Here is a 23,801-nt window from a genome sequence, read left to right on the forward strand (position 1 = left end):
AATGCCAGGGCGGATATTTTCAGCTCAACTGAAACGGCTGGGTCACATCCCCATGGCCTTCATGAGTGCGCCGCCACCCAGGAGGGACTGTCCCCCGTCGCACACCATGATGGAGCCGGTGATGAAGGACGCGGCATCCGAGGCGAGGAAGAGCGCGAGCCGCGCGATGTCCTGGGTGGTGCCGAAGCGCTGAAGCGGCAGCGTCTGGATGATGCGCTCGCGGGAGTCCGCGCTGGGGGCCAGCCGCCGCATGCCCTCGGTGTCGTCAATGGGGCCCGGGGTGATGGCATTGACGCGCACGCCGGTGCCGCCCCACTCGATGGCCAGCACGCGCGTGAGCATGTCCACGCCAGCCTTGGCCGCGCACACGTGGGCCTGCATGGCCATGGGCAGATAGGCCTGGGGCGCGGAGATGTTGATGACGGCGGCGCCGGGCTTGCGCAGGTACTCGAAGGACGCGCGCGACACGTTGAAGGTGCCGAGCACGTCGATGTCCATCACCGCCTTGAAGCCATTGGACGACATGCCGAGCGCGGGGGCCGGGAAGTTGCCCGCGGCGCCGCAGACGAGCACGTCGATGTCGCCATAGGCGTCATGCACCGTCTTCATCGCGGCCTCGACGGAGGCGTAGTCGCGCACGTCGGCGGCGACGCCCATCGCGGTGCCGTGGGCCTGGAGCCCCTTCACGGCGGCCTCCAGCTTCTCCACGTTGCGGCCGTTGATGGCCACCTTCGCGCCCGCCTTCACGAAGCCCTCGGCGATGCCCAGGTTGATGCCGCTGCTTCCGCCCGAGATGAAGGCCACCTTGCCCGCCAGCAGCCCGTCCTTGAACACGCCATCCGCCATGAGTTCGTTCCTCGTGAAGGCGCCCGGCTCGCGGGCGCCGGTAGAAGTGCCAGCCGCTCAGCGCCCCTGGAAGCGGGGCGGGCGGCGCTCGGCGAAGGCCGCGAAGGCCTCGCCCAGGTCCAGCGACTGGAGGAACGCCGAGTTCCACACCGCCACGAACTTCAGGCCGTCCGCGATGGACTTGTCCGAGCAGTACTCCATCACCTGCTTGGCGCCCTGCACCACCAGGGGCGGGTTGTCGGCGATGCGCCGCGCCGTGGCGCGCGCCTCCGCGAGCAGCGCCTCGGGCGTGTCGAACACGCGGTTGACGAGCCCCATTTGGAGCGCGCGATTCGCGTCGATGTCGCCGCCCGTGTACGCCAGCTCGCGCGTGTTCCCCTCGCCGATGATGCGCGGCAGCCGCTGCAGCGCGCCCATGTCCGCGACGATGCCCAGCTTCACCTCGCGCAGGGAGAACTTCGCGTCCTGGGAGCAGTAGCGGAAGTCACACGCCGCGATGAGGTCGATGCCGCCACCGATGCACCAGCCGTGCACCGCCGCGAGCACGGGCTTGCGACAGCGCGCCAGCCCCTCGGTGGCCAGCTGCATGGCCTCGATGAGCCGCAGCAGCTTCGTGCGCTCCAGGGCCAGGTTGGTGTCGCCCGCGACCAGCGGCCCCAGCGACTCCATCATCCCCATCAGGTCGAGCCCGTAGGAGAAGTGGCTCCCCTGCCCCCGCAGGAGCACCACGCGCACGGCGTCATCCGCCTCCAGCGCGCGGATGGCCTCCGGCATCTCCCGCCAGAAGTCCGGTCCCAGGGCATTGCCCTTGGACGGCCCGATGAGCACCACCTCGGCGACGCCGTCCGCCTGCTCGATGCGCAGCGATTGGAAGTCCATCACCCGAACTCCACGACCCTCAGGCCGAACAGCTTGTCCACCGCGAGCAGCAGGTCATCCGTCACCTGCACCTTCAGCGACGTGCCGCCGATGTACGCCTCGGCTTCGCCCTGGAACAACACGCTCACGGCCACGGGCGTCGCGCCCGCGTACTTCTTCGCCAGCTCGTTGAGCTTCGTCAACCGGTCCTCGGTGAGGAGGTCCACTGGCACACGCAGCTCCAGGCGCTTGGTGCGCTTCTCACGCACGGCCTTGAGGCTCTGGATGTCCTCGACGATGAGCTCCGCGGTGGGCGCATCCTCGTCGCGCTGGGAAATCTGCACCGAGCCCGTCACCAGGATGGGGTCATCCGACTTGAGCAGCGACTCCCAGTGCTCGAAGCCCGGCTTGGGGCCCTGCTTGGCCCACTTGCCGTCCTTGCCCATCACGTTGCGCGTGCCGTCCTTGCCGGGGAAGCACACCAGCTCGATGGAGCCAGACAGGTCCTCGATGGTCACCCAGGCCATGCGCTTGCCCGTCTTGGTGGGCCGCTCGCGCAGCGTGGTGATGATGCCGGCCACGGTGATCTTCTCGTCCCGACGCGCGCGCTGCACGGCGGTGAGGGGCCGCGCGTAGCGCTTGAGCTCCTTGTCGTACTGGTGCAGCGGATGGCCTGACACGTAGAAGCCGATGGCCTCCTTCTCCAGCGCCAGGCGCTCCTTCTCCGGCCACTCCTCCGTGTCGACGTAGTCGTCCTTCAGGCCGCCTCCGCCGCCCGTCGCCGGACCCGCCAGCATTCCGAACAGCGAACTCTGCCCCGCCGCCTTGTCCTTCTGACTGGCGGAGCCGCGGTTGAGCGCCTTCTCGATGGTCTCGAAGATCTGCCGGCGCGGGCGCTTCTCGAAGTCGAACGCGCCGGCCTTCACCAGCGCCTCCAGCACCTTGCGGTTGACGCGGCGGCTGTCCACGCGCTCGCAGAAGTCGAACAGGCTCTTGAAGGACCCGTCCTTGCGCGCATCCAGGATGGACTCGATGGCGCCCTCGCCCACGCCCTTGATGGCGCCCAGTCCGAAGCGGATCTTCCCCTCCACCGCGCCGAAGGCCAGGTCGGACTGGTTCACGTCCGGCGGGAGCACCTGGAGGCCCGACTCGCGCGCCTCACCGATGTGCTTCACCACCTTGTCGGTGTTGTCCTTCTCGCTGGTGAGAAGGGCCGCCATGAACTCGCACGGGTAATGGGCCTTCAGCCACGCGGTGTGCAGCGTGACGAGTCCATAGGCCGCCGAGTGGCTCTTGTTGAAGCCGTACTCGGCGAACTTCTCCATCAGGTCGAAGATTTCGCCGGCGACTTTCAGGTCGACGTTGTTCGCCTTGCAGCCGTCGAGGAAGCCGGCCCGCTCGGCCTGCATGACCTCGGCCTTCTTCTTGCCCATGGCGCGGCGAAGCAGGTCCGCGCGGCCCAGGGTGTAGCCACCCAGGACCTGCGAGATCTGCATCACCTGCTCCTGGTACACGATGACGCCGTAGGTGTCCTTGAGCACCGGCTCCAGCGCGGGGTGCGGATACGTCACCGGCTCGCGGCCGTGCTTGCGGTTGATGAAGACGTCCACCATGCCGGAGTCGAGCGGGCCCGGGCGGTAGAGCGCGCCGGCGGCGATGACGTCTTCGAAGCAGGACGGCTTGAGCTTCATCACCATTTCGGTGAAGCCGCTCGACTCCATCTGGAACACGCCGGCCGTGTCCCCCTTCGCCATCAACTCCCACACCTTGTCGTCGGTGAGGGGAATCTCGTGGCGGAGGATCTCCTTGTTGTGATTGCGGTTCACCAGGTCCAGCGCGTGCTGAATCACGGTGAGCGTCTTGAGGCCGAGGAAGTCGAACTTCACGAGGCCCGCGGCCTCGACCTCGTCCTTGGCGAACTGGGTGATGAGGATCTTTTCGCCCGGCGGCTGATAGACGGGCACGAACTCCCAGAGCGGCTTGTCCGCGATGACCACGCCGGCCGCGTGCATGCCGGCCTGCCGGTGCAGGCCCTCCAGCGCGAGGGCGATCTCCAGCACGTCCTTGGTGGTGACGGGCTTGCCCTCCACCTCACCGATGTTGGTCGGCTTCTCCAACATCTCCTTGAGGCGCGGCTCCATCTCGATCGCCTCCTTGAGGGTGATGTTGAGCACCTCGGGGACGAGCTTCGCGATGCGGTCACCTTCGCTGAAGGGCAGGCCGAACACGCGGCACACGTCGCGCAGCACGCTCTTGGCCTTGAGCGAACCGAACGTGATGATCTGCCCCACGTTCATCTCGCCGTACTTGCGCCCCACGTACTTGATGACCTCGTCGCGCCGGTCCTGGCAGAAGTCGATATCGAAGTCCGGCATCGACACGCGCTCCGGGTTGAGGAAGCGCTCGAACAGGAGGTTGTACGGGATGGGGTCCAGGTCCGTGATGCGCAGCGCGTAGGCCACGAGCGAACCGGCGCCCGAGCCACGACCCGGCCCCACGGGGATGTTCTGCTTCTTCGCCCAGTTGATGAAGTCCTGGACGATGAGGAAGTAGCCGCTGAACCCCATCTTCTGGATGACGCCCAGCTCCAGGTTGAGGCGCGCCAGGTACGCCTCCCGGTCGATGGGGTACTTGCCGTGCAGCTCCTCGAAGCGCTCGCGCAGGCCCTGGAAGGACAGCTCCGCCATGAAGCTGTCCGGGGTGTGGCTGTCCGGGACCTTGAAGGTGGGCAGCATGGGCTTGCCCAGCTTCAGCTCCAGGTTGCACTGCTCGGCGATGCGCTGGGTGTTGTGGACCGCCTCGGGGATGTCGCGGAACGCCTCGATCATCTCCTGAGGGCTCGTGACGTAGAGCTTGTCCGTGGAGTGCTTCATGCGCTTGTTGTCCGCCAGCGTCTTGCCGCTGGCGATGCACATGAGCAGTTCGTGCGCGCGGGCATCCTCGCGCTTGATGTAGTGCGCGTCCGCGGTGGCGCACAGGGGGATGTCCAGGTCGCGCGAGAGCTGCTTGAGGTTCTCGTTCGCCTTGTCCTGCTCGGGCATCCCGTTGGACTGCACCTCCAGGAAGAAGTGCCCGGGCTCGAAGATGTCCTTGTACTCCTGGGCCGCGCGGCGCGCGTGGTCCATGTCCCCACGGAAGCACGCGCTGGTGACCTCGCCACCCAGGCACGCGGTGAGGGCGAACAGGCCCTTGCTGTGGTCCGCGAGCACCTTCTTGTCCATGCGCGGGTGGTAATAGAACCCGTCCATGTACGCGGTGGAGGACAGGTAGCGCAGGTTGGCGTAACCCTCCGCGTTCTTCGCGATGAGGATGAGGTGGTGCGCCACCTTCTCCGAGCGGTCCTCGCGCCCCTTCGGGCCCGCGACGTACGCCTCGATGCCCAGGATGGGCTTGATGCCCGCGTCCTTGGCCTTCTTGTAGAAGTCGATGGCGCCGAACATGTTGCCGTGGTCCGTCACGGCGACACTCGTCATCCCCTTCTCCTTCACCGTCTTGATGAGGTCCTTCATCCGGATCGCCCCATCGAGGAGCGAATAGAGGGTGTGCAGGTGGAGGTGGGTAAATGACATAGGCGTGAGGGTCCGTTCAGTGTGACGCCGGAACACTAGGGCGGCGGTCTCCTGCTCGCCAGTCCAGTGTCATGGACCCGCGCCCGCCGCGCCGCCGGAGCCAGAAATTCGGCCCCGCGGGCCTCTTGTGCCAGACCCACCGGTGGGGGTGAAGGAGTAACGCGGGGACCCGCCGGGCGCTCGCGCACGTGCCGTCGTCAGAGCGCACGCCGCGCACACTCGCCGGCCGGGGTCAGGGGAACTCCAAGTGGCGGTGCCGCGCCTACCGCGAGCGACCGCGAGACCGAGGCCGCGCGGGCGCCCCCCCCGACCGGGCCTTGACCTTGCGCGCGGGAGGCTTCGCGCCCTCCGGCCCGCCACCCAGGCTGGCGAGCACGATGCGGCGCAACAGCGCGAAGGCGGGCATGGGGTCGAACCGCGAGTCCAACTGGTGGTGCAGCGAGAGCCCGTCGAAGCACGCGCGCACGATGGCCGCGTACTGCACATCCACCGCGTCCGGAGTCGAGCCCGCGCCGTGGCGCACGTGGGCCACGGTCTGCGCGATGGTCGCGTCGCTCTCATCCAGGAGCTGGGCCACCGGGAGCTTCAGCTCGGGGTTGCGCAGCCCGAGCGCGTACAGCTCGTGGCGCAGGCGCACCTGCTCCGGCCGCTCCGCCATCAACCGCTCGCCCCAGGAGAAGCTCGCCGTCGCGAGCCGCTCCAGGGGCATCTCCTCGCGCAGCCGCTTCAGCTCCACTTCGTACTGCCGCCGCGCCTCCGCGGTGACCGCGAGCAAGAGCCCGTCCTTGCTGCCGAAGTAGTAGTGCACCAGGCCCTGGTTCACGCCCGCCTCGCGCGCCACCTCCTTCACCGTCGTGGCGTCGTAGCCCCGCTCGGACAGGACGCGATAGCCCGCGGCGATGAGGCGCTCGCGCGCGTCGGGTTCCGGAGGCGTCGTGGGCTCGGGCGTGCCGCGGGGTCGGGCCATCCAACCCACATAGGGCACCGCATTCCCACCCGCAAGCCACGGCCCGCGTGCCCGGCCGGTTGGCTTGACATGCGGCCGCTCGACCCTTAGTTAGTCGTGTAACTAATTTAGTCGAACGACTAAAAAGGGAGAGACGATGCGTACCGATTCCGTGAAGCGCGCGCAGTGGGCGAAGTGGCTGGGGGTGGCGGCGGCGTTGACGGCGGTCCCCGCGCTTGCCGATGACGCGGCGATGGGAATGGAGCGCCCGCTGCCGGGCGCGCTGCTGGTGGAGGTGCAACCGCCGGCGCTGGATGACTCGCTCGTGGGCATCCGCCTGGAGCTGTCGCCGTCTCGCGAGGCGCCGTGGGCCTTCGGTCTGGTGGCGCGCACGGGCGGATGGAGCCAGTTCGGGGCGAAGGCCCGGTTCATCGGGACGAACTCGGGCGACGTGAAGCTCAACTACGCGCTGGGCGCGGAAGGCCGCTACACGCTGGCGTCGTTCGCGGGCGGGACATTCCAGCCGTTCGTCGGGCTGACACTGGGCGCCGAGGAGTTCCACGCGCGGGCGAGCGCGGAGGACCTGGGCAGCTACACCACGGCGCTGTTCGCGGAGCCCTCGGTGGGCGCGATGTGGCGCCCCGGCGCGGGGCGGCTCGGACTGTCCGCGCGCGTGGGCCCCGGCTTCGCCACGACCGACGTGCGCGAGCTGGAGGTGGGCAACGGCAGCGGCACGCTGAAGCTGCGCTCCGTCTATCCGAGCGCGTCGCTGAGCCTGCTCGTTGTCCTGTGAACGAATCGCCGCGCCCGCGGGAAGGCGGATAGTCACCACCTGAGTCAGGGCCGGGTGGATTTCAGCGGGGAGTGCCACCACGCTCCGCCGCCGTCTGTCGTCGACCATGCGCCACACAGGAGTTGGCACCATGTGGATGCAGCGCGGAGCCCTCGCCCTGGGGGTGATGTCCTTCACATTGTTCGCGTGCGGTGGGCACGCGCCCCCTCCCCAACCTCCCACGGCCGTGAAGGTGGCGACCGTGGAGCGAGCCGGCACGGGCGCACAGGCGCGCTACTCGGCGGAGATCCAACCCGCCACGCGCGTGGACCTCGCGTTCAAGGTCGGCGGCTACGTGGAGTCCATCGCCAAGGTGCGCGACGTGGAGGGCAAGCCTCGGCTCGTGCAGGCGGGGGACGCGGTGCGCGCGGGCACCGAGCTGGCCACGCTGCGCAGGACGGACTACGCGCAGCGGCTCGCCGAGGCCCAGGCCGCGCTGGCCCAGGCACGCGCCGCCGCGGAGCAAGCGGAGCTGAACTTCGCGCGGACCTCCAAGCTCGTCGAGGGACAGGTGGCCACGCCCGCGCAGCTCGACACGGCGCGCACGCAGCGAGACAGCGCGGCCGGAGCGGTGGCCGCCGCGAGAGCCCGCGTGGAGGAGGCCCGCACGTCCCTGGCGGACACCACGCTGCGCTCACCGCTGGAGGGCGTGGTGCTCCAGCGCAACATCGAGGTCGGCGCGCTGGCCGCGCCCGGCACCGTGGCCTTCTCCGTCGCGGAGACCCAGAGCGTGCGGGTCATCTTCGGCGTGCCCGACACCGTCCTGCCCCGAGTCCGGCTGGGCGCGACGCAGGCGGTGACGACGCAGGCGTTCCCCGGTGAACAGTTCGAGGGGCGCATCTCGCGCATCGCGCCGTCCGCGGACCCCAAGAGCCGCGTGTTCGAGGTGGAGATCTCCATCGCCAACGGGGACCAGCGACTGAAGCCCGGCATGGTGGCCGCGCTGTCCCTGGGCGCGGGGGCCCCCATTCCGGAGGAACTCCTCATCCCGCTGGCGGCCATCGTGCGCGCGCCCGGTCATCCCCAGTCCTTCGCGGTGTTCGTGCTCGACGAGTCTGGAGGCAAACCCGTGGCCCGGGCTCGGGAGGTCGAGTTGGGCGAATACCTGGGCCGCGTCATCCCGGTGAAGAAGGGGCTGAAGGCCGGAGAGCGCATCGTCGTCACGGGCGCCAGCCTCTTGTCCGATGGCGAGGCGGTGGAGGTGATTCCTTGAGCGCGTCCGGCCCGGAGGGCGGCGGGGCGACGCCGTCATACGAAGAGAAGGAGCGCGCCCGAGACCAGGCGCGCGTGGACCACCAGCACAACACGGCCCGCTACTTCACGGAGACGCGGCAGGTAGCGTGGGTGTTCCTCGCCTTCACGCTGCTGTGGGGGGTCTTTGGTTACTTCCGCATGCCCAAGGCGAAGGACCCCGTCATCGCGGTGCGCGTGGCGGTGGCCACCTGCCTGTGGCCCGGCGCGGAGGCGGAGAAGATCGAGCAACTGGTCACCCGGCGCATCGAACAGAAAATCTCCGAGAACGCCTCCGTCGAGAAGATCGAGTCCATCAGCCGCACGAGCATCTCCGTCGTCTACGTCACGCTGAAGGACGACGTGAACGACCGAGCCAAGGAGTTCGACGACATCCAGGGCCGCTTGAGCACGCTGCGCGACCTGCCCGCGGGCACGGGCCCGGTGAACTTCCTGAAGGACTTTGGAGACACCGCCACCCTCATGCTCACGGTGGCGAGCCCCAAGGCGGACGACATCGAGCTGGAGCTGCGCTCACGCGCCGTCGCCCGCGCCATCGAGGCGGTGCGCGCGGGGATACCGCCCGGCCCACCCCACGCGACGCTGGTGGTGAGCTTCCCGCCCTCCATCAATGCCGCGTCCATGCAGCGCATGGGCGACCGGGCTCGCCGCTTCTTCGACACCCTCCCCAACACACGCAACGCGCGCTTCCTCCAGAGCCCGGGCTTCATCGGGGTCGACATGGAGACCACGCTCACCGACGAGGTCCTGCTCGCGCAGCTCCGGACGTTCGCCCAGGACCACCTGAGCCTCTCCGAGCTGCACCCGGACGTCTGGCCGCCCATCGTCGTGCGCGACCCCGCGGACACGCGGGCCCGCCTGCAGGAAGGCGCGGGCGATCGCTACAGCTACCGCCAGCTCGACGACTTCACCGACACCATCCAGCGCTACCTGCAGCGGCTGCCCATCGTCTCCAAGGTGACTCGCACGGGCGTGCTCCCCGAGAAGATCTTCCTGGAGTACTCGCAGGAGCGGCTCGCCTCCTACGGCCTCCAGAACTCCGGGCTCGCCAACATCCTGTCGGCGCGCAACATCACCACGCCGGGCGGCATCATCGAGGTGGGCGAGAAGGGCGTGACCATCGACCCGTCCGGCGAGTTCACCAGCGAGACGCAGGTGGGCGACGTCGTCGTCACCACCAGCGCCCACGGCGCGCCGGTGTACCTGCGCGACCTGGTGGACGTGCGGCGCGACTATCAGAGCCCCGCGCGCTTCCTCAACTTCCTCGTCGCCCGCGACGCGCAAGGGCGCTTCCTCCGCTCGCGCGCCATCACCCTGGCCATCAACATGCGGCCGGGCGCGCAGATTGGGGAGTTCGGCCGGGATGTCAGCGCGGAACTCGCGAATGTGCAGCGCGTGTTGCCCGAGGACCTCATCATCCGCCGCACGTCGGACCAACCGCTGCAGGTGAAGGAGAACGTCAGCCTGTTCATGACGTCGCTCTATGAAGCCATCATCCTGGTGGTGCTCGTCGCCCTGGTGGGCTTCTGGGAGTGGCGGACCGCGCTCCTGCTGGCCTTGTCCATTCCCATCACGCTCGCGATGACGTTCGGACTGATGGACGTGGTGGGCGTGGACATCCAGCAGATCTCCATCGCGTCGCTCATCATCGCGCTGGGGTTGCTGGTGGACGACCCGGTGGTGGCCAGCGATGCCATCAAGCACTCGCTGGCGCTGGGTTGGAAGCCACGCATCGCCGCGTGGCTGGGGCCCACCAAGCTGGCCACGGCCATCCTGTTCGCCACCATCACCAACATCGCCGCCTACCTGCCGTTCCTCACGCTGCCCGGAGACACAGGGAAGTTCATCCACACGCTGCCCATCGTGCTGACGCTGTCGCTCGTCTCCTCGCGCATCGTGTCCATGACGTTCATCCCCCTGCTCGCCTCCACCATCCTGCGCGCGCCCACCAAGCCGGAGCCCACGCCGGAGGAGCGGCGCTCACGAGGCTTCGCGCGGCGCTATCACCAGGTGGTGGGCTGGGCCATCGACCACCGACTGTTCGTCGTTGGCTTGGCGCTCGTCATCCTGGTGCTCGCCGCGCTCGTGGGTTCGCGCGTGCGCTCGGCGTTCTTCCCCAAGGACCTGTCGTACCTGTCCTACGTGGACGTCTGGCTGCCCGAGGACGCCACGCTCGCGGCCACCAAGGAAGTCTCGCGCCAGGCCGAGGCCGTCATCCAGGAGGTCGCCGCCGAGTACGGCAAGGCCCACCCTGACTCCGACGGCAAGCCGCGCACCATCCTCGAGTCCGTCACGGAGTTCGTGGGAGGAGGCGGGCCGCGCTTCTGGTTCTCGGTGGCGCCCGAGCAACAACAGCTCAACTACGCGCAGCTCGTCATCCAGGTGCGAAACAAAGAGGACACGCGCGCGCTCGTCCCGCTCTTCCAGGAGCGACTGTCACGCCAGGTCGCGGGCGCCCGCCTGGACGTGCGGGAGCTGGAGACCGGCAAGCCCGTGGGCATCCCCGTGTCCATCCGCTTGTCTGGCGAGGACATCCCGGAGCTGCGCCGGTTGGCGGACGAAGCCAAGACCATCTTCCGCGAGGCACCGGGCGGCGCGCGCACCCGCGATGACTGGGGCAGCGACACCTTCTCCGTGAAGCTGGAGGTGGACCCGGACCGCGCCAACCTCGCGGGCGTCACCAACCTGGATGTGGCCACCTCATCGGCCATCGCCATGAACGGCGTCACGGTGGGCCAGCTCAACGAGGGCAACCATCAGATCGACATCGTGGCGCGCCTGCGCGGCGAGGAGCGCGCGCAGCTCAGTGACATCGAGAACCTCTATGTCAGCGCGCGCAACGGGCCGCAGAAGGTGCCGCTCCAGCAAGTGTCACGCATCGCGTACTCACTTCAGACGGAGAAGATTCGACGGAGGGATCAATTCCGCACCATCACCGTGGCCACGTTCCCACAGTCCGGCGTGCTGCCCTCCGAGGTGATGAAGGCGGCGAAGCCCCGACTGGATGCGCTCGGCGGCACCCTGCCCCTGGGCTACACGTTGGAGGTGGGCGGCGAGGCGGAGGAGCAGGTGAAGAGCTTCTCCAGCATGCGGCTGGTCCTCATCATGCTGCTGGTGTCCATCTACATGGCGCTCGTCATCCAGTTCAAGAGCGCGGTCAAACCACTCATCGTCTTCGCGGCCCTCCCCTTCGGCGCGGCGGCGGCGCTGGTGTCCCTGGTCGTCATGGGCGCCCCGTTCAGCTTCATGGCCTTCCTCGGGGTCATCAGCCTGATGGGTGTCATCGTCAGCCACATCATCGTTCTCTTCGATTACATCGAGGAGATGCATGAGCGCGGAGAGCCCTTGCGCGAAGCCCTGCTGGACGCCGGCATGATGCGCTTGCGTCCCGTGCTGGTGACGGTGGGCGCGACGGTGCTCGGCCTGTTCCCGCTCGCGCTGCATGGTGGCCCGCTGTGGCAGCCGCTCTGCTACGCGCAGATAGGCGGCCTGACGGTGGCGACCGTGCTGACGCTGCTGCTGGTGCCCGTCCTGTATACGATGGTCGTGCGCGACCTGAAGTGGATCCGCTGGGATGTCGCTCCGTCCCACGCAACCGACTCGTCGGGGACTCCGCCCCCGCCGCCTCACCCGCCCTCGTAGCTCCAGGAAGCCATCATGTCCGACACCTCGCAGACTCTCGAACTTCCCCTCCTGCCCTCGCTCGGCTCGCAGCTCCTGCGCGCGGCGGTGACCCGCAAGCCCTCGCGCGCCGCCGAGTTCCCGCGTCTGGGGATGCGCGTGGCCCGAGTCGTCCCGGGCGCCGAGCAGCTCGCGCGCTACCGCGAGGTGTGCGGCTTCGAGGCGGACGGCTTCCTGCCCGTGACGTTTCCCCAGGTGCTCGCCACGCCGCTGCACATCGCGCTGCTCAACCGGCCCGAGTTCCCCTATCGCCTGCTCGGAATGATTCACGTCCGCAATGTCATCCGGCAGTACCAGCGGCTGGCGGACACCGCGCCGCTGTCCATCACGTGCACTCTGGGCGAGCAACGCGAGGCGCGCCTCGGGCGAGAGATTGATCTGCACACGCGCGTGGAGACCGAAGGCGTCCTGGCGTGGGAGGCCGTCACCACCATGCTGCGCAAGCTCCCGGGCCAGGAGGCCGCCGCACGCAAGGAGCGTGGACCGCAGACGGAGGACGTGGATCCCTTCCAGCAGAGCCGCCCCGCCCCGTGGCAGGTGTCACTCGACACGGGCTGGCGCTACGCGAAGACCTCCGGGGACTACAACCCCATCCACCTGCATGCGTTGTCCGCGCGCCTGTTCGGCTTCCCGAGAGCCATTGCGCACGGCATGTGGACGCTGGCGCGCTGCGTGGCGGAGATGGGCGAAGCCGCCGAGGCACCGGCCCTCACGCTCACCTGTGAGTTCCGTCGACCGTTGTTCCTGGGCTCGAGCGTCCGCTTCCAGACCACGCGCACCGAGGGGGCCGTGGCCTTCCGAGTCTCCTCGGAGGACGGCACGCCGCACCTCCAGGGCGAGCTGAAGCCGACGGACGCCGCGCCCACCGCTCGGAACTGAGGAGAGACCGCGGAGGCCTCAAGCCCATGGTGACTGTGCGCCCCGAGAGCGGGCCAGAAACCGTGGGCGGAGAAAACGGGTCAGGGTGATGCGCGTCCGCCGATTTCCGGAAAGCGCTCGTAGGTCCGTTTGAGCACTTCGAGGTGGGCGGGGTTGTCGAGGTCGAGTGGCGCATCGGTGAGCTGTACAACCCAGCTCCCCGTCTCCGTGCGCCGTGCCCGCTTCAGCAGCTCCGCATCACGGGTTGGATCCGGGAACCCGATGGCAAGCGCGGCGGCGGCGGACCAGTAGTTCAACCATCCAAGGCGATGCGGAATCGCAGGGGAACGGAGCTTCTCTGCGAACTTGAGTGCCGGTAGTCCAAGGGGAGGAGCTCCTGGCTTGTGGATCGGATCGCGTGTTTGCCGTGCAATCTCGACGCCCGCGCGAAATGGCGTCGCATGGCCCCAGAACGCACGCGCACTCTCTGCCACGAAAGCAAGCACATCGACTGAGGCGGCAAAGACCAAATCGGTCAGTGGCAGTTCGGCATGGACATCGAGCACGGGCTGCCCGCCCGGCGCTTGTCGTGGGCGCATGCGCAATCCAAAAATCGTCACAGGGAAACTCTCGTCGCCATTGCACACGAGCGGAAAGCCTCCGTCCTTGCTCCCTTTGAGCAGCCACGTATCGCGCTGGGGCAATGCGATGAGGTGACCGTCCTCAGCAACCGTCCAATCGAGTCGCAGCCCAGGAAGAGACCGCTCCATTCCTTGAACGATCTCAAGCGCGCGTTTGTCATGAGCAGGCAGCGAAGGGGCGTAGACGATGATGGCGAGGGCCTCATGCGTCGTCATCGGGCGCACCCCGTGACGACGAACTTCAAAGTAGGCTCCGCAAGTTCCAGTGCGACTCTATGCGCAGCGGTGCTCACTCCAACGACGAAGCCGTATCCGCATGCCTGTGCGATGTCGCGCTCTTCCAGCATCTCTGCCACCTGCCCTTTGATCACCTGCCTCTTGAGAAAGGCGGAGTACGTAGCAAATTGGTCGGTCTTGATCTCCCACAGGATGCGCGCGCCCACCTGCAGCGCATCAAAACGCTTCCCACCAACGAGCACATCCTTGCCGGGGTAGCGGTTCGGAGGAAATGTGTCGGCGCACGCGTTGTGAATCGCGTCTCCGCCCGCGTGAGATACTGGGACGGGCTCACAACTGGCGGGGCGCGTCCGGTCCCTGGCCCCAGGCGGCATCGGGGGCTGCCAGTTTTGTCCCGCGGTCTCTGGGTCCAGATTCGGCTCCCGCCTCGATATGGCCTCTCGGGATGCCCCTTTCGCGCCCTTGGCCGCTGAGGCTTCCTCGGGAAGCTGGTGGCGGAGTTCATACCCATCCAGCTCTTCTTTGATCGCGACAGCGACGACCACCACTCCCAGCACAATGACAGCTCCCAGGACAATCTCGGGAGCCGCCAGCACGCAGACCCCGAGCCCCACTGCCGCGGCGTCCGCGGAGGCGACCGTGCACCGGCCCGTGGTGTCGTGGAACTCGACCCGGTCGTGGTCCAGCGCGGAGTAACACCGCTCCACGAGTACAGGCCAAGGCTGGGAGGCTTCACGAACGACGCACCGCCCGCCATCAGTCCACGGCAACTTCGCCGCGCGCTGAAGGTTGGCGGCCCTTTGGCTTCGTATCCCGTGCGAACTGGGAGACGGTGTCGACGTCGCGCAGGCAGAAACGAGAATCAGCACCGCGAGGCAGGCTCGAAAGCGCATCGCGGCATCATTCCCAATCGCCACGGTGCTGCAATCTCCGCCCGCCGACTTTCCTCCTGCGGCCCCATGACTTGAGCCGCTGGGCCAGAAGTTTCCGCGTCCGAGCCTCAGCTTCGTGAGAAGCCGCGCTTCGCCAACTCGATGCGGGCGATGACGCCCTTGTGAACTTCGTCCGGCCCGTCCGCGAGCCGCAGGCTGCGTGCCTGGGCGAAGAAGTTCGCGAGCGGCGTGTCGCGCGACACGCCCGCCCCTCCGTGCAGTTGGATGGCGTCATCCACCACGCGCTGGAGGACATTGGGCGCCACCACCTTGATGGCGGAGATCTCCGTCATCGCCGCCAGTGCGCCCACCGCGTCGATCTTCCACGCGGCATAGAGCGTCAGCAGTCGCGCCTGGTCGATGGCGATGCGCGCCTCGGCCACCCGCTCTCGATTGCCACCCAGGTTGAGCAGCGGCTTGCCGAACGCCGTGCGCGACATGCCTCGGTCGATCATCAACTCCAGCGCCCGCTCCGCCGCGCCAATGCAGCGCATGCAGTGATGGATGCGGCCCGGGCCCAGTCGCCCCTGGGCAATCTCGAAGCCCTTGCCGGGCCCCGCGATGATGAAGTCGCGCGGCACGCGCACGTCGCGGAAGTGGACCTCGCCGTGGCCGTGAGGCGCATCCAGGTCACCGTAGACCGGGAGCATCCGCTGGATGCTCACCCCCGGCGCGTCCAGCGGCACCAGCACCATCGAGTGCTGATGATGCCGGTCCGCGGACGCATCGGGCGTACGGGCCATGAATATGGCCACCTTCGCCCGAGGGTCCCCCAAACCCGAGGTCCACCACTTCTTACCGTTGAGGACCACCTCGTCGCCCTCGACGACCGCGGTGGCCTGCATGTTGGTGGCGTCCGACGAGGCCACGTCCGGCTCGGTCATGCAGAACACCGAGCGAATCTCCCCAGCGAGCAGCGGCGCGAGCCACTGGCGCTGCTGCGCCTCGGAGCCGTAGCGCCAGAGGACCTCCATGTTGCCGCTGTCCGGCGCGTTGCAGTTGAAGACCTCGGGGGCCATCAGGCTGCGCCCCATCGCCTCCGCGAGCGGCGCGTACTCCAGCGTGCTCAGTCCCGCCCCCAACTCCGGGTCGGGGAGGAAGAGGTTCCACAGCCCCTCGGCCCTCGCTCGGGCCTTCAGCGCCTCCATGCGCGCGGGGACCTTCCACTGCCGCCAGTCCGGGCCCGCGCTGCTCGCCTGCACCTCGGCCCAGTACTCGGACTCCACCGGCTCGATGTGCTCGCGCATGAAGCGCCGCACCCGCTCCAGGTAGTCCTTGGCCTTGTCGCTCGGTTCGAAGTGCATCTCGGCGCTCCCGCTTGGAGGAAGGCGACCATCCTCGGGTCGTCACCATTGATGAATCCAGTGAATGTTGGTCATCTGTACACATGAAGGACGTTCAAGAGACACCGAGGCTGAGCCAGCTCGACCTCAACCTCTTCCGCGTCTTCGATGTCGTCCTGCGCGAGGGAAACCTCACGCGGGCCGCCGAGGTCCTCTTCCTCAGTCAGTCCGCCGTGAGCCACGCGCTGGCTCGACTGCGCGAACAACTGGGCGCGCCGCTGTTCGTGCGCGAGGGCCGCGGCCTGACGCCCACCCCGCTCGCCGAGCGCGTGGCCCCCGAGATTCGCGAGGCGCTCACCCTCTTCCAGCAGGCGGTGCACCGCACCCGCCACTTCGACCCCGCGCGCGACGCCGTCCACGTCACGCTCGCCATGAACGATGAGCTGGAGCCCGCGCTCCTGCCGCCCCTGCTCGAACGACTCCGCCAGAGTGCGCCGCTCGCGCGTGTCACCAGCGTGCGGCTGGAGCGGGGCAAGCTCGAACGAGACCTCGCGTCAGGACGACTGGACCTGGCCATCGACGTGGCGCAGGCGACGAGCCCACACCTGCGCCACGCCGTGCTGCGGAAGGACCGCTTCTGCGTGGTGAGCGCGCGCCGCCGCACGCTGGACGTGAAGCGCTACCTCGCCGCGCGCCACATCACCGTGTCATCCCGGCGCACGGGGCTGGCCATCGAGGACCTGGTGCTGAGCCGGCTGGGCTATCAGCGAGACCTCGCCGTGCGCTGCCAGCACTACGAGGCCGCGTGCCGCATCGTCGCGGACTCCGACCTCCTGCTGACCATGCCCCGGCATCGCGCCAAGGCCATCAACGCCCCGCTCGGCAATCACTTGCTGCCCATGCCCGTGGCGCTGCCTCCCGTGGAGTTCCACCTCTACTGGCACCGGCAGGTGGACAGTGAGCCCCTGAACCAATGGCTGCGCTCCGAGTTGCTGGCGCTGGAGACCACCGCACCGAGCGAGCGGACGCGGTAGGGCCGGCTTCATGTTTCTTCACGCGCCATACAAGCGCGCGCAATGGCCCTCCCGCACATTGGGCATCGTCGAAGTCGTGACGTGCCCGCGGGCCAGGTGCCCCATTTCACTGAGAGAAACCCATGATCAAGCGAATCGCCATTGCCACCACCGCCGTCGCCGCCTTCGTGCTCCTCACCGGCTTCGCCATGCGCGGAGGCCATCCGGGCTGGGGCCGCGACCCCGAGCGCATGCGGCAGATGGTGACCTGGCGCCTCAATGACAAGCTGGACGACCTGAACGCCACGCCCGCGCAGCGCCAGTCCATCGGCGCCATCAAGGACCGCGTCTTTGACGACGGCAAGCAGCTCATGGAGGACCAGCGGGCCGTGCGCGACGAGGTGGTCACCCAGCTCGAGTCGGACGCTCCCGACGCGCAGAAGCTCCACGCGCTCGTGGATGCGCGCATCGACGCGATGCGTGCCTTCGCGCACCGCATCACGGACGCGGCCCTGGAGGTGCATCGCACCCTGACGCCCGCCCAGCGTCAGGAGCTGGCCTCGGAGTACCGGGAGCACACCGGCCAGAAGTGAGCGGCAGCCAACAGCCCCCTGCGCCTTCCGCCTCCGTGACGCACTCAACGGGCGGCGAGAAGGACAGGTGGGCACCGTGGAGGGCCACACCTATCGTTTTCGTGTGGACTACACCGACTATGCCCGGCGCATCCGCTCCTTCGCTTCACTGGCCGACGTCTCCGAGTATGGCCAGGTCCTCGAAGGGGGTCGCGAGTACCCACTCTTCCGGCTCGTCCTTCCGGGCAAACGCTGGCTGGTGCTCACATCGGGCTTCCACGGTGAAGAGCCCGCGGGCCCGCTGACGCTGGCCGAGCACCTGCCCGAGGTCATCGCCCACGCGAAGGCGCGCGGCGTGGGCCTGCGCATCTATCCATGCATCAACCCCTCCGGCTTCGAGGACGGCACGCGCTACAACCGCAGCGGCGAGAAGCCGAACAATGACTTCCTGCGCTACGAGGTCGCCCCCGGTGAGTGGCGCGGCGAGCTGAACGGAGAGCCGCCCTTCCTGCGGTGGGCGCTCTACGACGGAGGGCCCAAGGAGACGCGCGCGGTGCGAACGGACCTCGCGCGCTTCGCTCCGCCCGACGCCGCGCTGGACATCCATCAGGACAACTACCTGCCGGGTCCCGCGACGTATGCCTATACCTTCGGAGACAAGGCAGCGTACCGGCCCCTGGTCGCGGCCTGCGCGGCCCGCGTGGCGGTGCTGCGACAGCGCAAGGTGGACGAGAACAACGTCACCGACGCGGACGGACTCATCGAGTTCCACGACGGCAGCGTCACCGATTGGTACATGCGCCAAGGTGTCCCCTGGGCGGCGACGCTGGAGACCACCACGGTGACGCCCCTGGAGACGTGCCACGCGGTCAATCTCATCTGGATTCGCGGCTTCATCGACCTGGCCGCGGGCGTGAGGCCCGGAGCGCCGCCGTGATACGGATGTGGCATGACTTCGAGTCCGGCAACCCAGGCGCTCTTCAAAGCCATCCACAACTATTCTCGGCTCGCCGAGTTTCGTAACGCAGAGCACGAAGACGCGGCCGCGATGCAGGCCCTGCGCGAGGCGTTGGCGCAAGGCGCGGACTGGAAGGCCCTCCTAGGACCGGGCGGGCGTGACGCCGCCTTTACCGCGGCCACGTGCGCGGATGGCGCGCCGCTCGCGGCACTCCTCGACCATGGCGTTCCGCTGAACCATGAGGCAGGTGGGGACGGACAGTTGATCCACCGCGCGGCCTCCTTTGGCCGGCTGGGCGTCATCCAGATGCTGGTGGCGCGCGGCGTGCCCGCGGATGTGCGCGATGGGGGCAATCGGACGCCCCTGGACCATGCGCGCGCCTGGAGGCACGGTGCGAACGCGGTCTCCGGGCTGATTGAGCTGATGCAGGCCCAGGGATGCAAGCCACAGCCCGCGCGACGGACGGATGATCTGCTGGCGGACCCGGTCCGCGCCCTGCTCCCGGAACTCGCCGCCGAGCTGTCTCCGGCGACGCGCACGACGCTCGAACGCGCCGTGGCCGCGTTCTTCACCGAGTACGCCGGAGGCAAGGCGAAGGACTTCCTGTTGGAGCTGGCCGAGCATCAGGACGGCGCGATGCTCGCGGCGGGGATTCGCATCGTGCAGCGCGCGAGCACCGCCAAGGTTCAGCCGAAGACGACTCGGACGAAGCGGCTGACGCTCGCGCACATCGGCGACCTGGAGGTGGAGGGCGACTGCAACGCGGTGAACCTCATCGTCACGGGCAACCTCACCGTGAAGGGACTGCTGTCCAACTACGAGGGGGCGCTCGTGTGCGTGGGCGGAGACCTGAAGGTGGAGTCCGCCTGGAGCGAGGGCCCACTGTGGGTGGGCGGAGACCTGCGCGCGGACACGGTGTTCGCCGGCGCCGACAACGACTACGGCGCCACGGTGCGCGGAACCCTGGAGGCGCCCACGATCCTCCAGTTCGACCACGTCATCCAAGCGGGCACGTTGCGGGTGGAGCGCCACTTCCGCGAGCGCGGCGCCGTCCCCTCGGAGCTGACAGGGACGCTCGCAGCCGCGCTGAAGATGAAGAAGTGGTAGGCCGCGCTCACGCGAACACGGGCCACGGCGTGCTGCGCAGACCGGCCGCCCAGTTGTTGTGGCGACCGTCCCAATACCCGATGGTGAGCTGACCCACGTCCACCTCGTCGATGCAGTTGACGTTGACGGAGACGAACGCACCGCCAATCTCCTCGACGTCGCCCGCGCCGAAGCACTGGACGCCGCAGTGCTTGCAGAAGGAGCGGCTGTTCGGGCTGCCCTCGTTGCGGAACTCACCCAGGTGCTCGGCACCCGCGACCAGCCGGAACGCGTCCGGCTTCATCCCCACGGAGGTCACGCCGAACTTCGTGCAGTAGGTGCAGTTGCACCGGCTCGCGCCCCGGCTCAGGTCCATCCGCGCCTCGAACCGCACTGCGCCGCAGATGCACTTGCCCGTGTAGGTCTTCTCGTTGCTCGTCGCCTTCGAATCGGTCTGGCTCATCGTGTGTCTCCGGTGTGTGCGCTGCGATGGGATGGTTCTATCTGCGTCAGATGACAGCCTTTTGTCAGGTTTCTTCCAGGCGACCCAGCATCCCCACGAGTCCCCCGGCGCCGCGCACGAAAAGTCGCTAATTCTGGGATCCCGGCGGAGGCCCGCCCTCCTCTACGTGGAAGGCCTTCCCCCCAGGTTCCCCCATGCCGCCCGATTCCGTTCCCCGCCCCGAGTCAGCTCGGGAAGACCGTCCGGCCCGACGCACGGCGTGGCGCGCAGGGGTGTTGGGCGCGGCGCTCCTCGTGGCAGGTGTGGGCTGGTGGGCATGGCGCGAGCCCCACCCGTCTTCCGCGCAGCACTCGGCCAAGTCCAGTCCCGCGGTGATTGCACAGCCCGGCGAGACACATCGGGCCGGGGCGGGTGGGAACGTGCTCGCGGAGACCTCAGCCACCGCCGCGCCGCGCCGGTTCGATGCACCGCCCTGCTGGCAGGACCTGGAGCGCTTCAATTCGGAGGTGACGCTCGGCACGTTCCGCGAGTGGGCCGCACCGATGCTGCGCTCGGGAGATGCATTGGTGCGCGAGTACCTCCAGGCACGACTCGCGGAGCTCATTGGTCGCGACGCGGCGAGAGCCGGCGAGGTGCTCGACTGGGCACGCGAGGCCCCCACCGACGAGCTGGAGGTGCTGCTGTCTGGACTCAAGGACAGCGAGGCGGTGCACCTGCCACAGGTCGCCGCGCGCCTCACGGCCATGAGCCTGGATGCGAGCCTGGAGGCCGAGCGGCGCACGGGCCTGTTGCTCGCGCTGGAGACGCAGCGCCACTTCGAGCCCGCGGTGCTCACGCGGCTCACCGCGTTCGCGAAGGACCCGGCCTCGGGCGAGGCGGGCTGGGTGGCCACGCGCACGCTGGGCACGGTGATGGCCGAGGACGCGCACCGCACGGGCGAGGTCCGGCCGTATCTCGACAGCCTTCTCACCGTGAGCACCGAGTCCCCCGATGAGCAGATCCGCTACCTCGCGCTGACGATGCCGCTGCACGCGGACCCCGTGCTCGACGCGAAGAGCACCGAGCGCTACGCGCGCATCCTCACCTCCGAGGGCAGCGAGGACGGACGGCAGGCGGCGGCGCACGACCTCTCGCTGGCCGAGGACAAGGCCCACGTGTTGGACCTCTACGCGAAGGCCTTCCCTGGCGAGCAGAACGTCTGCGTGCGCTGGGCGATCTTCCGCTTCGCCGCGCGCGCCGCGGGCCGCGACGCCCTGCCTGTCATGGCCACCATGGCGCTCGTCGATCCGCGCTTCCAGCCGACGTACCAGGACTTCGAGCGCATCTACGCCAGCGGCGTCCTCGACTTCGAGCGCGTGTGGCTGAGCCTCTCCACCCAGGACCCCTTCGGCTGCCTCCACCACGACGAGTGAGCCCCATGACCGTCCCCCACTCCTGTCGAGCCAGCGTCGCCGGGCTGCTGCTGATGCTCTCCCCCTTCGCAGGCGCCCACGCGCAGACGTCCTCGCCTCCGGCGCTGAAGGCCGAGACGTGTTCGCTCGACGGGCTGATGGACTCCATCCGCCGGGGCCTTGGCTCGAAGTCAGAGGCCTATCGAAGCTATCTGCGCACGCTGCTGCGGGAGACCGCCGTCACGCTCCCGGAGGCGCAGCTCCGCGACGCGTTCGCGCGTGAGCGGGACCCGGCCATGGTCGAGCACCTGGCCGCCGCGCTGGTGGCGAGGACCGACCGCGGATTGGAGTCGAGCGCCTTGGACGCGGTCCGTGAGCGAGCCCTGGGAGACGCCGACCCCGCGGTGCGCGCCGCGACCGTGCGCGCCATGCGGCGCAGCAGCGCGCTGGAGCGCACCGGGGACATGTACGAGCGATTGATGCGCGATGCCTCGCCCGAGGTGCGGCGCGAGGCGGCGACGAACCTCATCGAGGACAACCAGTTCGTCTACTCGGGCCACCACGGCCCCGCGGCGGACGCGGCCGTGGCGGCGGCGGTGGGCTCGACGGATCCGAGCCTCACCGCGCGAATCCTCGGCACCGTGTCCACCGAGGCCATCAGCGCGGACTCGCAGGCGCGACTCCAGCGGATGCTGCGCGGTGGAGACGCCAGCGTGCGCGCGGCCGCGGTCACCGCGCTGGGGGGCGTTCCCGCCTCCGGCATGAAGACCTCTCGGGAGTCCTTGCTCGCCATGTATCGCGAGGAGGAGGACCCCGGGGTGCGCAAAGCCATTCTTCAGAGCATCGCCCGGTTGGGGTTCTCCGGCGCGGTACCCGACCTCCAGCGCTTGCGAGAGGTGGACCCACGATTGGCGCCCGAGGTGGACGCCTGGACGCGGGTGCTCGGCATGGGCCTCCAGGAGTGGAGCCTGCTCCTGAGGGAGAAGCAGCGGTTGAGTCAGGCTCGGTGAAACGACCCGAAAGGAACAAGGAACCACGATGCGCAACACGACGATGATGCTGGCGGCGCTGACGTCCCTGGCGCTCCTTCCCACGGCCTCGAGCGCGTACAGCGTCCGCTCGCCCTTCCCTGGCACCGTCACGGCCACGACGTACTACTCGTCCGGCACGTTCCACGGCGCGGTGGATATCGGCGCGAGCAGCTGCAACTACTGGGGCGCCGAGACGGGCGTGGTGGCCACCCTGTCGTGGGACGTCTCCATCCGCACCACGGGCGTTGTCTGCAACGGCAACGGCAGCGGCAACCAGAACGAGGCGAAGCACGCCTGGTCGGATGGCTACACGTTCCGTCAGTGGCACTGGATCAACACGAGCGACTCCTACGACCGCACGTGTGACCGCTGCCAGGTGGGCAACATTGGCGGGACGGGCAACGCGACGGGCCCGCACGCCCACCTTCAGTACGACCGTTACGGGACCAACGTCACGTCTTGGTACAGCGTGTCGAAGGGCCAGAGTGTCAACCGCAGCACGAACGTGGGCAGCATTCGCTAGCTCTGTGTCGTGACGTCGAGCGCCATCCGGCGCGCCCGCGAGGAGACCCCTGGCCCCCGTGCTACGGTTCATTTCGCTGTCGCTCCGGAGCCCCGCTCCCAGCCCCGGCGGACGCCCTCGCTCCTGAAGCGAAGGCGCCCGCTGTACTCCCCAGCCCCGCGATGAAGCCCCGATGAGCCCACAGACTTCTTCCCCCCGTTCAGCGGACCACCGCCCGTCGCGCGCGGATGCGCGGCGCAACTTCGAGCGCCTGTTGGCCGCGGCCGAGGCCGCCTTCGTCGAGCGCGGCACGGACGCCTCGCTGGAGGACATTGCCCGCCGCGCCGAGGTGGGCATTGGAACGCTGTATCGCCACTTCCCCACGCGCGACGCGCTGCTCGCGGCGCTGCTCCAGGACCGGCTCCGCGTGCTGGGACAGCGAGCGACCGAGCTGCTCGAGTCGCCCTCACCCGCCGAGGCGCTGGCCATCTGGTTGCGAGCGCTCGTCCAGCACAGCGCGACCTACCGAGGGCTCGCGGGGCCGATGCTCCAGTTGCTGTGCGCGGACGAGGACCTGACCAGCGCGTGTCACGACATGCGCGAAGCAGGACAGCGCGTGCTCGCCAGGGCCCAAGCGGCGGGAGTCATCCGCGCGGATGTCAGCGCACCGGATGTGATGGCACTCGCCAACTCGGTGGCCTGGGCCGCGGAGCAATCCCCCGTGGATCCCGCCCGCGCGGACCGACTGCTCGCCATCATGCTCGAAGGCCTGCGCACACCGCCGTCCGCCGCGTAGCGAAGCACGGCTGTCGGGCCACGGCCCCCAACCCACATCCGCACTGCGCGCCTGC

Annotated in this window: 20 protein-coding genes; 12 read left to right on the forward strand and 8 right to left on the reverse strand. The window is 68.6% G+C overall.

Translation table 11 applies throughout. The annotated features are described in order from the left end of the window. Window positions 1–42: 42 nt before the first annotated feature. The 4 genes from JGU66_01530 to JGU66_01545 form a co-directional block, all read right to left on the reverse strand. Entirely contained in the window at window positions 43–846 is an 804-nt protein-coding gene (locus tag JGU66_01530; GenBank protein MBJ6759423.1) for an SDR family oxidoreductase, read from the reverse strand. A 57-nt stretch (window positions 847–903) separates the two neighbouring features. After that, on the reverse strand, window positions 904–1,725 hold the full coding sequence (locus JGU66_01535) for a crotonase/enoyl-CoA hydratase family protein (GenBank protein ID MBJ6759424.1): 822 nt from the start codon (window positions 1,723–1,725) through the stop codon (window positions 904–906). Then, window positions 1,725–5,273: a DNA polymerase III subunit alpha gene (dnaE, locus tag JGU66_01540; protein MBJ6759425.1), complete on the reverse strand. Its 3,549-nt coding sequence runs from the start codon at window positions 5,271–5,273 to the stop codon at window positions 1,725–1,727. The genes JGU66_01535 and dnaE overlap by 1 nt, the downstream gene beginning before the upstream one ends. 262 nt (window positions 5,274–5,535) lie before the next feature. Beyond that, on the reverse strand, window positions 5,536–6,240 hold the full coding sequence (locus JGU66_01545) for a TetR/AcrR family transcriptional regulator (GenBank protein MBJ6759426.1): 705 nt from the start codon (window positions 6,238–6,240) through the stop codon (window positions 5,536–5,538). 136 nt (window positions 6,241–6,376) lie between these two features. Between JGU66_01545 and JGU66_01550 the strand changes: the two genes are divergently transcribed. The 4 genes from JGU66_01550 (at window position 6,377) to JGU66_01565 (ending at window position 12,862) form a co-directional block, all read left to right on the forward strand. Then, on the forward strand, window positions 6,377–7,012 hold the full coding sequence (locus JGU66_01550) for a hypothetical protein (protein MBJ6759427.1): 636 nt from the start codon (window positions 6,377–6,379) through the stop codon (window positions 7,010–7,012). Window positions 7,013–7,142: 130 nt separating this feature from the next. Continuing rightward, window positions 7,143–8,264: an efflux RND transporter periplasmic adaptor subunit gene (locus tag JGU66_01555; GenBank protein ID MBJ6759428.1), complete on the forward strand. Its 1,122-nt coding sequence runs from the start codon at window positions 7,143–7,145 to the stop codon at window positions 8,262–8,264. Beyond that, window positions 8,261–11,944: an efflux RND transporter permease subunit gene (locus tag JGU66_01560; protein MBJ6759429.1), complete on the forward strand. Its 3,684-nt coding sequence runs from the start codon at window positions 8,261–8,263 to the stop codon at window positions 11,942–11,944. The genes JGU66_01555 and JGU66_01560 overlap by 4 nt, the downstream gene beginning before the upstream one ends. A gap of 15 nt (window positions 11,945–11,959) precedes the next feature. Next, a complete protein-coding gene (locus JGU66_01565) occupies window positions 11,960–12,862 on the forward strand; it encodes an acyl dehydratase (protein MBJ6759430.1) in 903 nt (300 codons plus the stop codon). Window positions 12,863–12,942: 80 nt separating this feature from the next. On the opposite strand, the gene JGU66_01570 is transcribed toward JGU66_01565, so the two are convergent. The 3 genes from JGU66_01570 to JGU66_01580 all read right to left on the reverse strand — a co-directional run bounded on the left by JGU66_01570 (window position 12,943) and on the right by JGU66_01580 (window position 15,955). Next, window positions 12,943–13,698 (reverse strand): hypothetical protein, encoded by a 756-nt coding sequence (locus JGU66_01570; GenBank protein ID MBJ6759431.1) that lies wholly within the window; start codon window positions 13,696–13,698, stop codon window positions 12,943–12,945. After that, entirely contained in the window at window positions 13,695–14,612 is a 918-nt protein-coding gene (locus JGU66_01575) for a hypothetical protein (protein ID MBJ6759432.1), read from the reverse strand. Before JGU66_01575 ends, JGU66_01570 begins: the two co-directional genes overlap by 4 nt. A gap of 107 nt (window positions 14,613–14,719) precedes the next feature. Beyond that, entirely contained in the window at window positions 14,720–15,955 is a 1,236-nt protein-coding gene (locus tag JGU66_01580; GenBank protein MBJ6759433.1) for an acyl-CoA dehydrogenase family protein, read from the reverse strand. Between the two features lie 83 nt (window positions 15,956–16,038). Between JGU66_01580 and JGU66_01585 the strand changes: the two genes are divergently transcribed. The 4 genes from JGU66_01585 (at window position 16,039) to JGU66_01600 (ending at window position 19,584) form a co-directional block, all read left to right on the forward strand. Further along, window positions 16,039–16,968 (forward strand): LysR family transcriptional regulator, encoded by a 930-nt coding sequence (locus JGU66_01585; protein MBJ6759434.1) that lies wholly within the window; start codon window positions 16,039–16,041, stop codon window positions 16,966–16,968. 122 nt (window positions 16,969–17,090) lie between these two features. Further along, window positions 17,091–17,540 (forward strand): periplasmic heavy metal sensor, encoded by a 450-nt coding sequence (locus JGU66_01590; protein MBJ6759435.1) that lies wholly within the window; start codon window positions 17,091–17,093, stop codon window positions 17,538–17,540. 103 nt (window positions 17,541–17,643) lie between these two features. Next, window positions 17,644–18,456: a hypothetical protein gene (locus JGU66_01595; GenBank protein MBJ6759436.1), complete on the forward strand. Its 813-nt coding sequence runs from the start codon at window positions 17,644–17,646 to the stop codon at window positions 18,454–18,456. A gap of 12 nt (window positions 18,457–18,468) precedes the next feature. Beyond that, window positions 18,469–19,584, forward strand: a complete 1,116-nt coding sequence (locus JGU66_01600) for an ankyrin repeat domain-containing protein (protein MBJ6759437.1) — start codon at window positions 18,469–18,471, stop codon at window positions 19,582–19,584. 7 nt (window positions 19,585–19,591) lie between these two features. Here JGU66_01600 and JGU66_01605 read toward each other — a convergent pair whose 3' ends face one another. Next, complete coding sequence (locus JGU66_01605) at window positions 19,592–20,026, reverse strand: GFA family protein (GenBank protein MBJ6759438.1); 435 nt, start codon at window positions 20,024–20,026, stop codon at window positions 19,592–19,594. 194 nt (window positions 20,027–20,220) lie between these two features. Between JGU66_01605 and JGU66_01610 the strand changes: the two genes are divergently transcribed. The 4 genes from JGU66_01610 to JGU66_01625 all read left to right on the forward strand — a co-directional run bounded on the left by JGU66_01610 (window position 20,221) and on the right by JGU66_01625 (window position 23,746). Continuing rightward, window positions 20,221–21,438, forward strand: coding sequence for a hypothetical protein (locus JGU66_01610; protein MBJ6759439.1), 1,218 nt, complete (start codon window positions 20,221–20,223; stop codon window positions 21,436–21,438). 5 nt (window positions 21,439–21,443) lie between these two features. Further along, window positions 21,444–22,427 carry a HEAT repeat domain-containing protein gene (locus JGU66_01615; GenBank protein MBJ6759440.1) on the forward strand — a complete coding sequence of 328 codons (984 nt, stop codon included), beginning with the start codon at window positions 21,444–21,446 and terminating at the stop codon, window positions 22,425–22,427. A gap of 28 nt (window positions 22,428–22,455) precedes the next feature. Further along, the gene (locus tag JGU66_01620; GenBank protein ID MBJ6759441.1) at window positions 22,456–22,971 is read left to right on the forward strand and encodes a hypothetical protein; all 516 of its coding nucleotides are present in this window, start codon (window positions 22,456–22,458) and stop codon (window positions 22,969–22,971) included. Between the two features lie 172 nt (window positions 22,972–23,143). Beyond that, complete coding sequence (locus JGU66_01625; GenBank protein MBJ6759442.1) at window positions 23,144–23,746, forward strand: TetR/AcrR family transcriptional regulator; 603 nt, start codon at window positions 23,144–23,146, stop codon at window positions 23,744–23,746. Window positions 23,747–23,801 lie beyond the last annotated feature (55 nt).

It is taken from the genome of Myxococcaceae bacterium JPH2, from assembly GCA_016458225.1.
Classification (GTDB): Bacteria; Myxococcota; Myxococcia; order Myxococcales; family Myxococcaceae; genus Citreicoccus.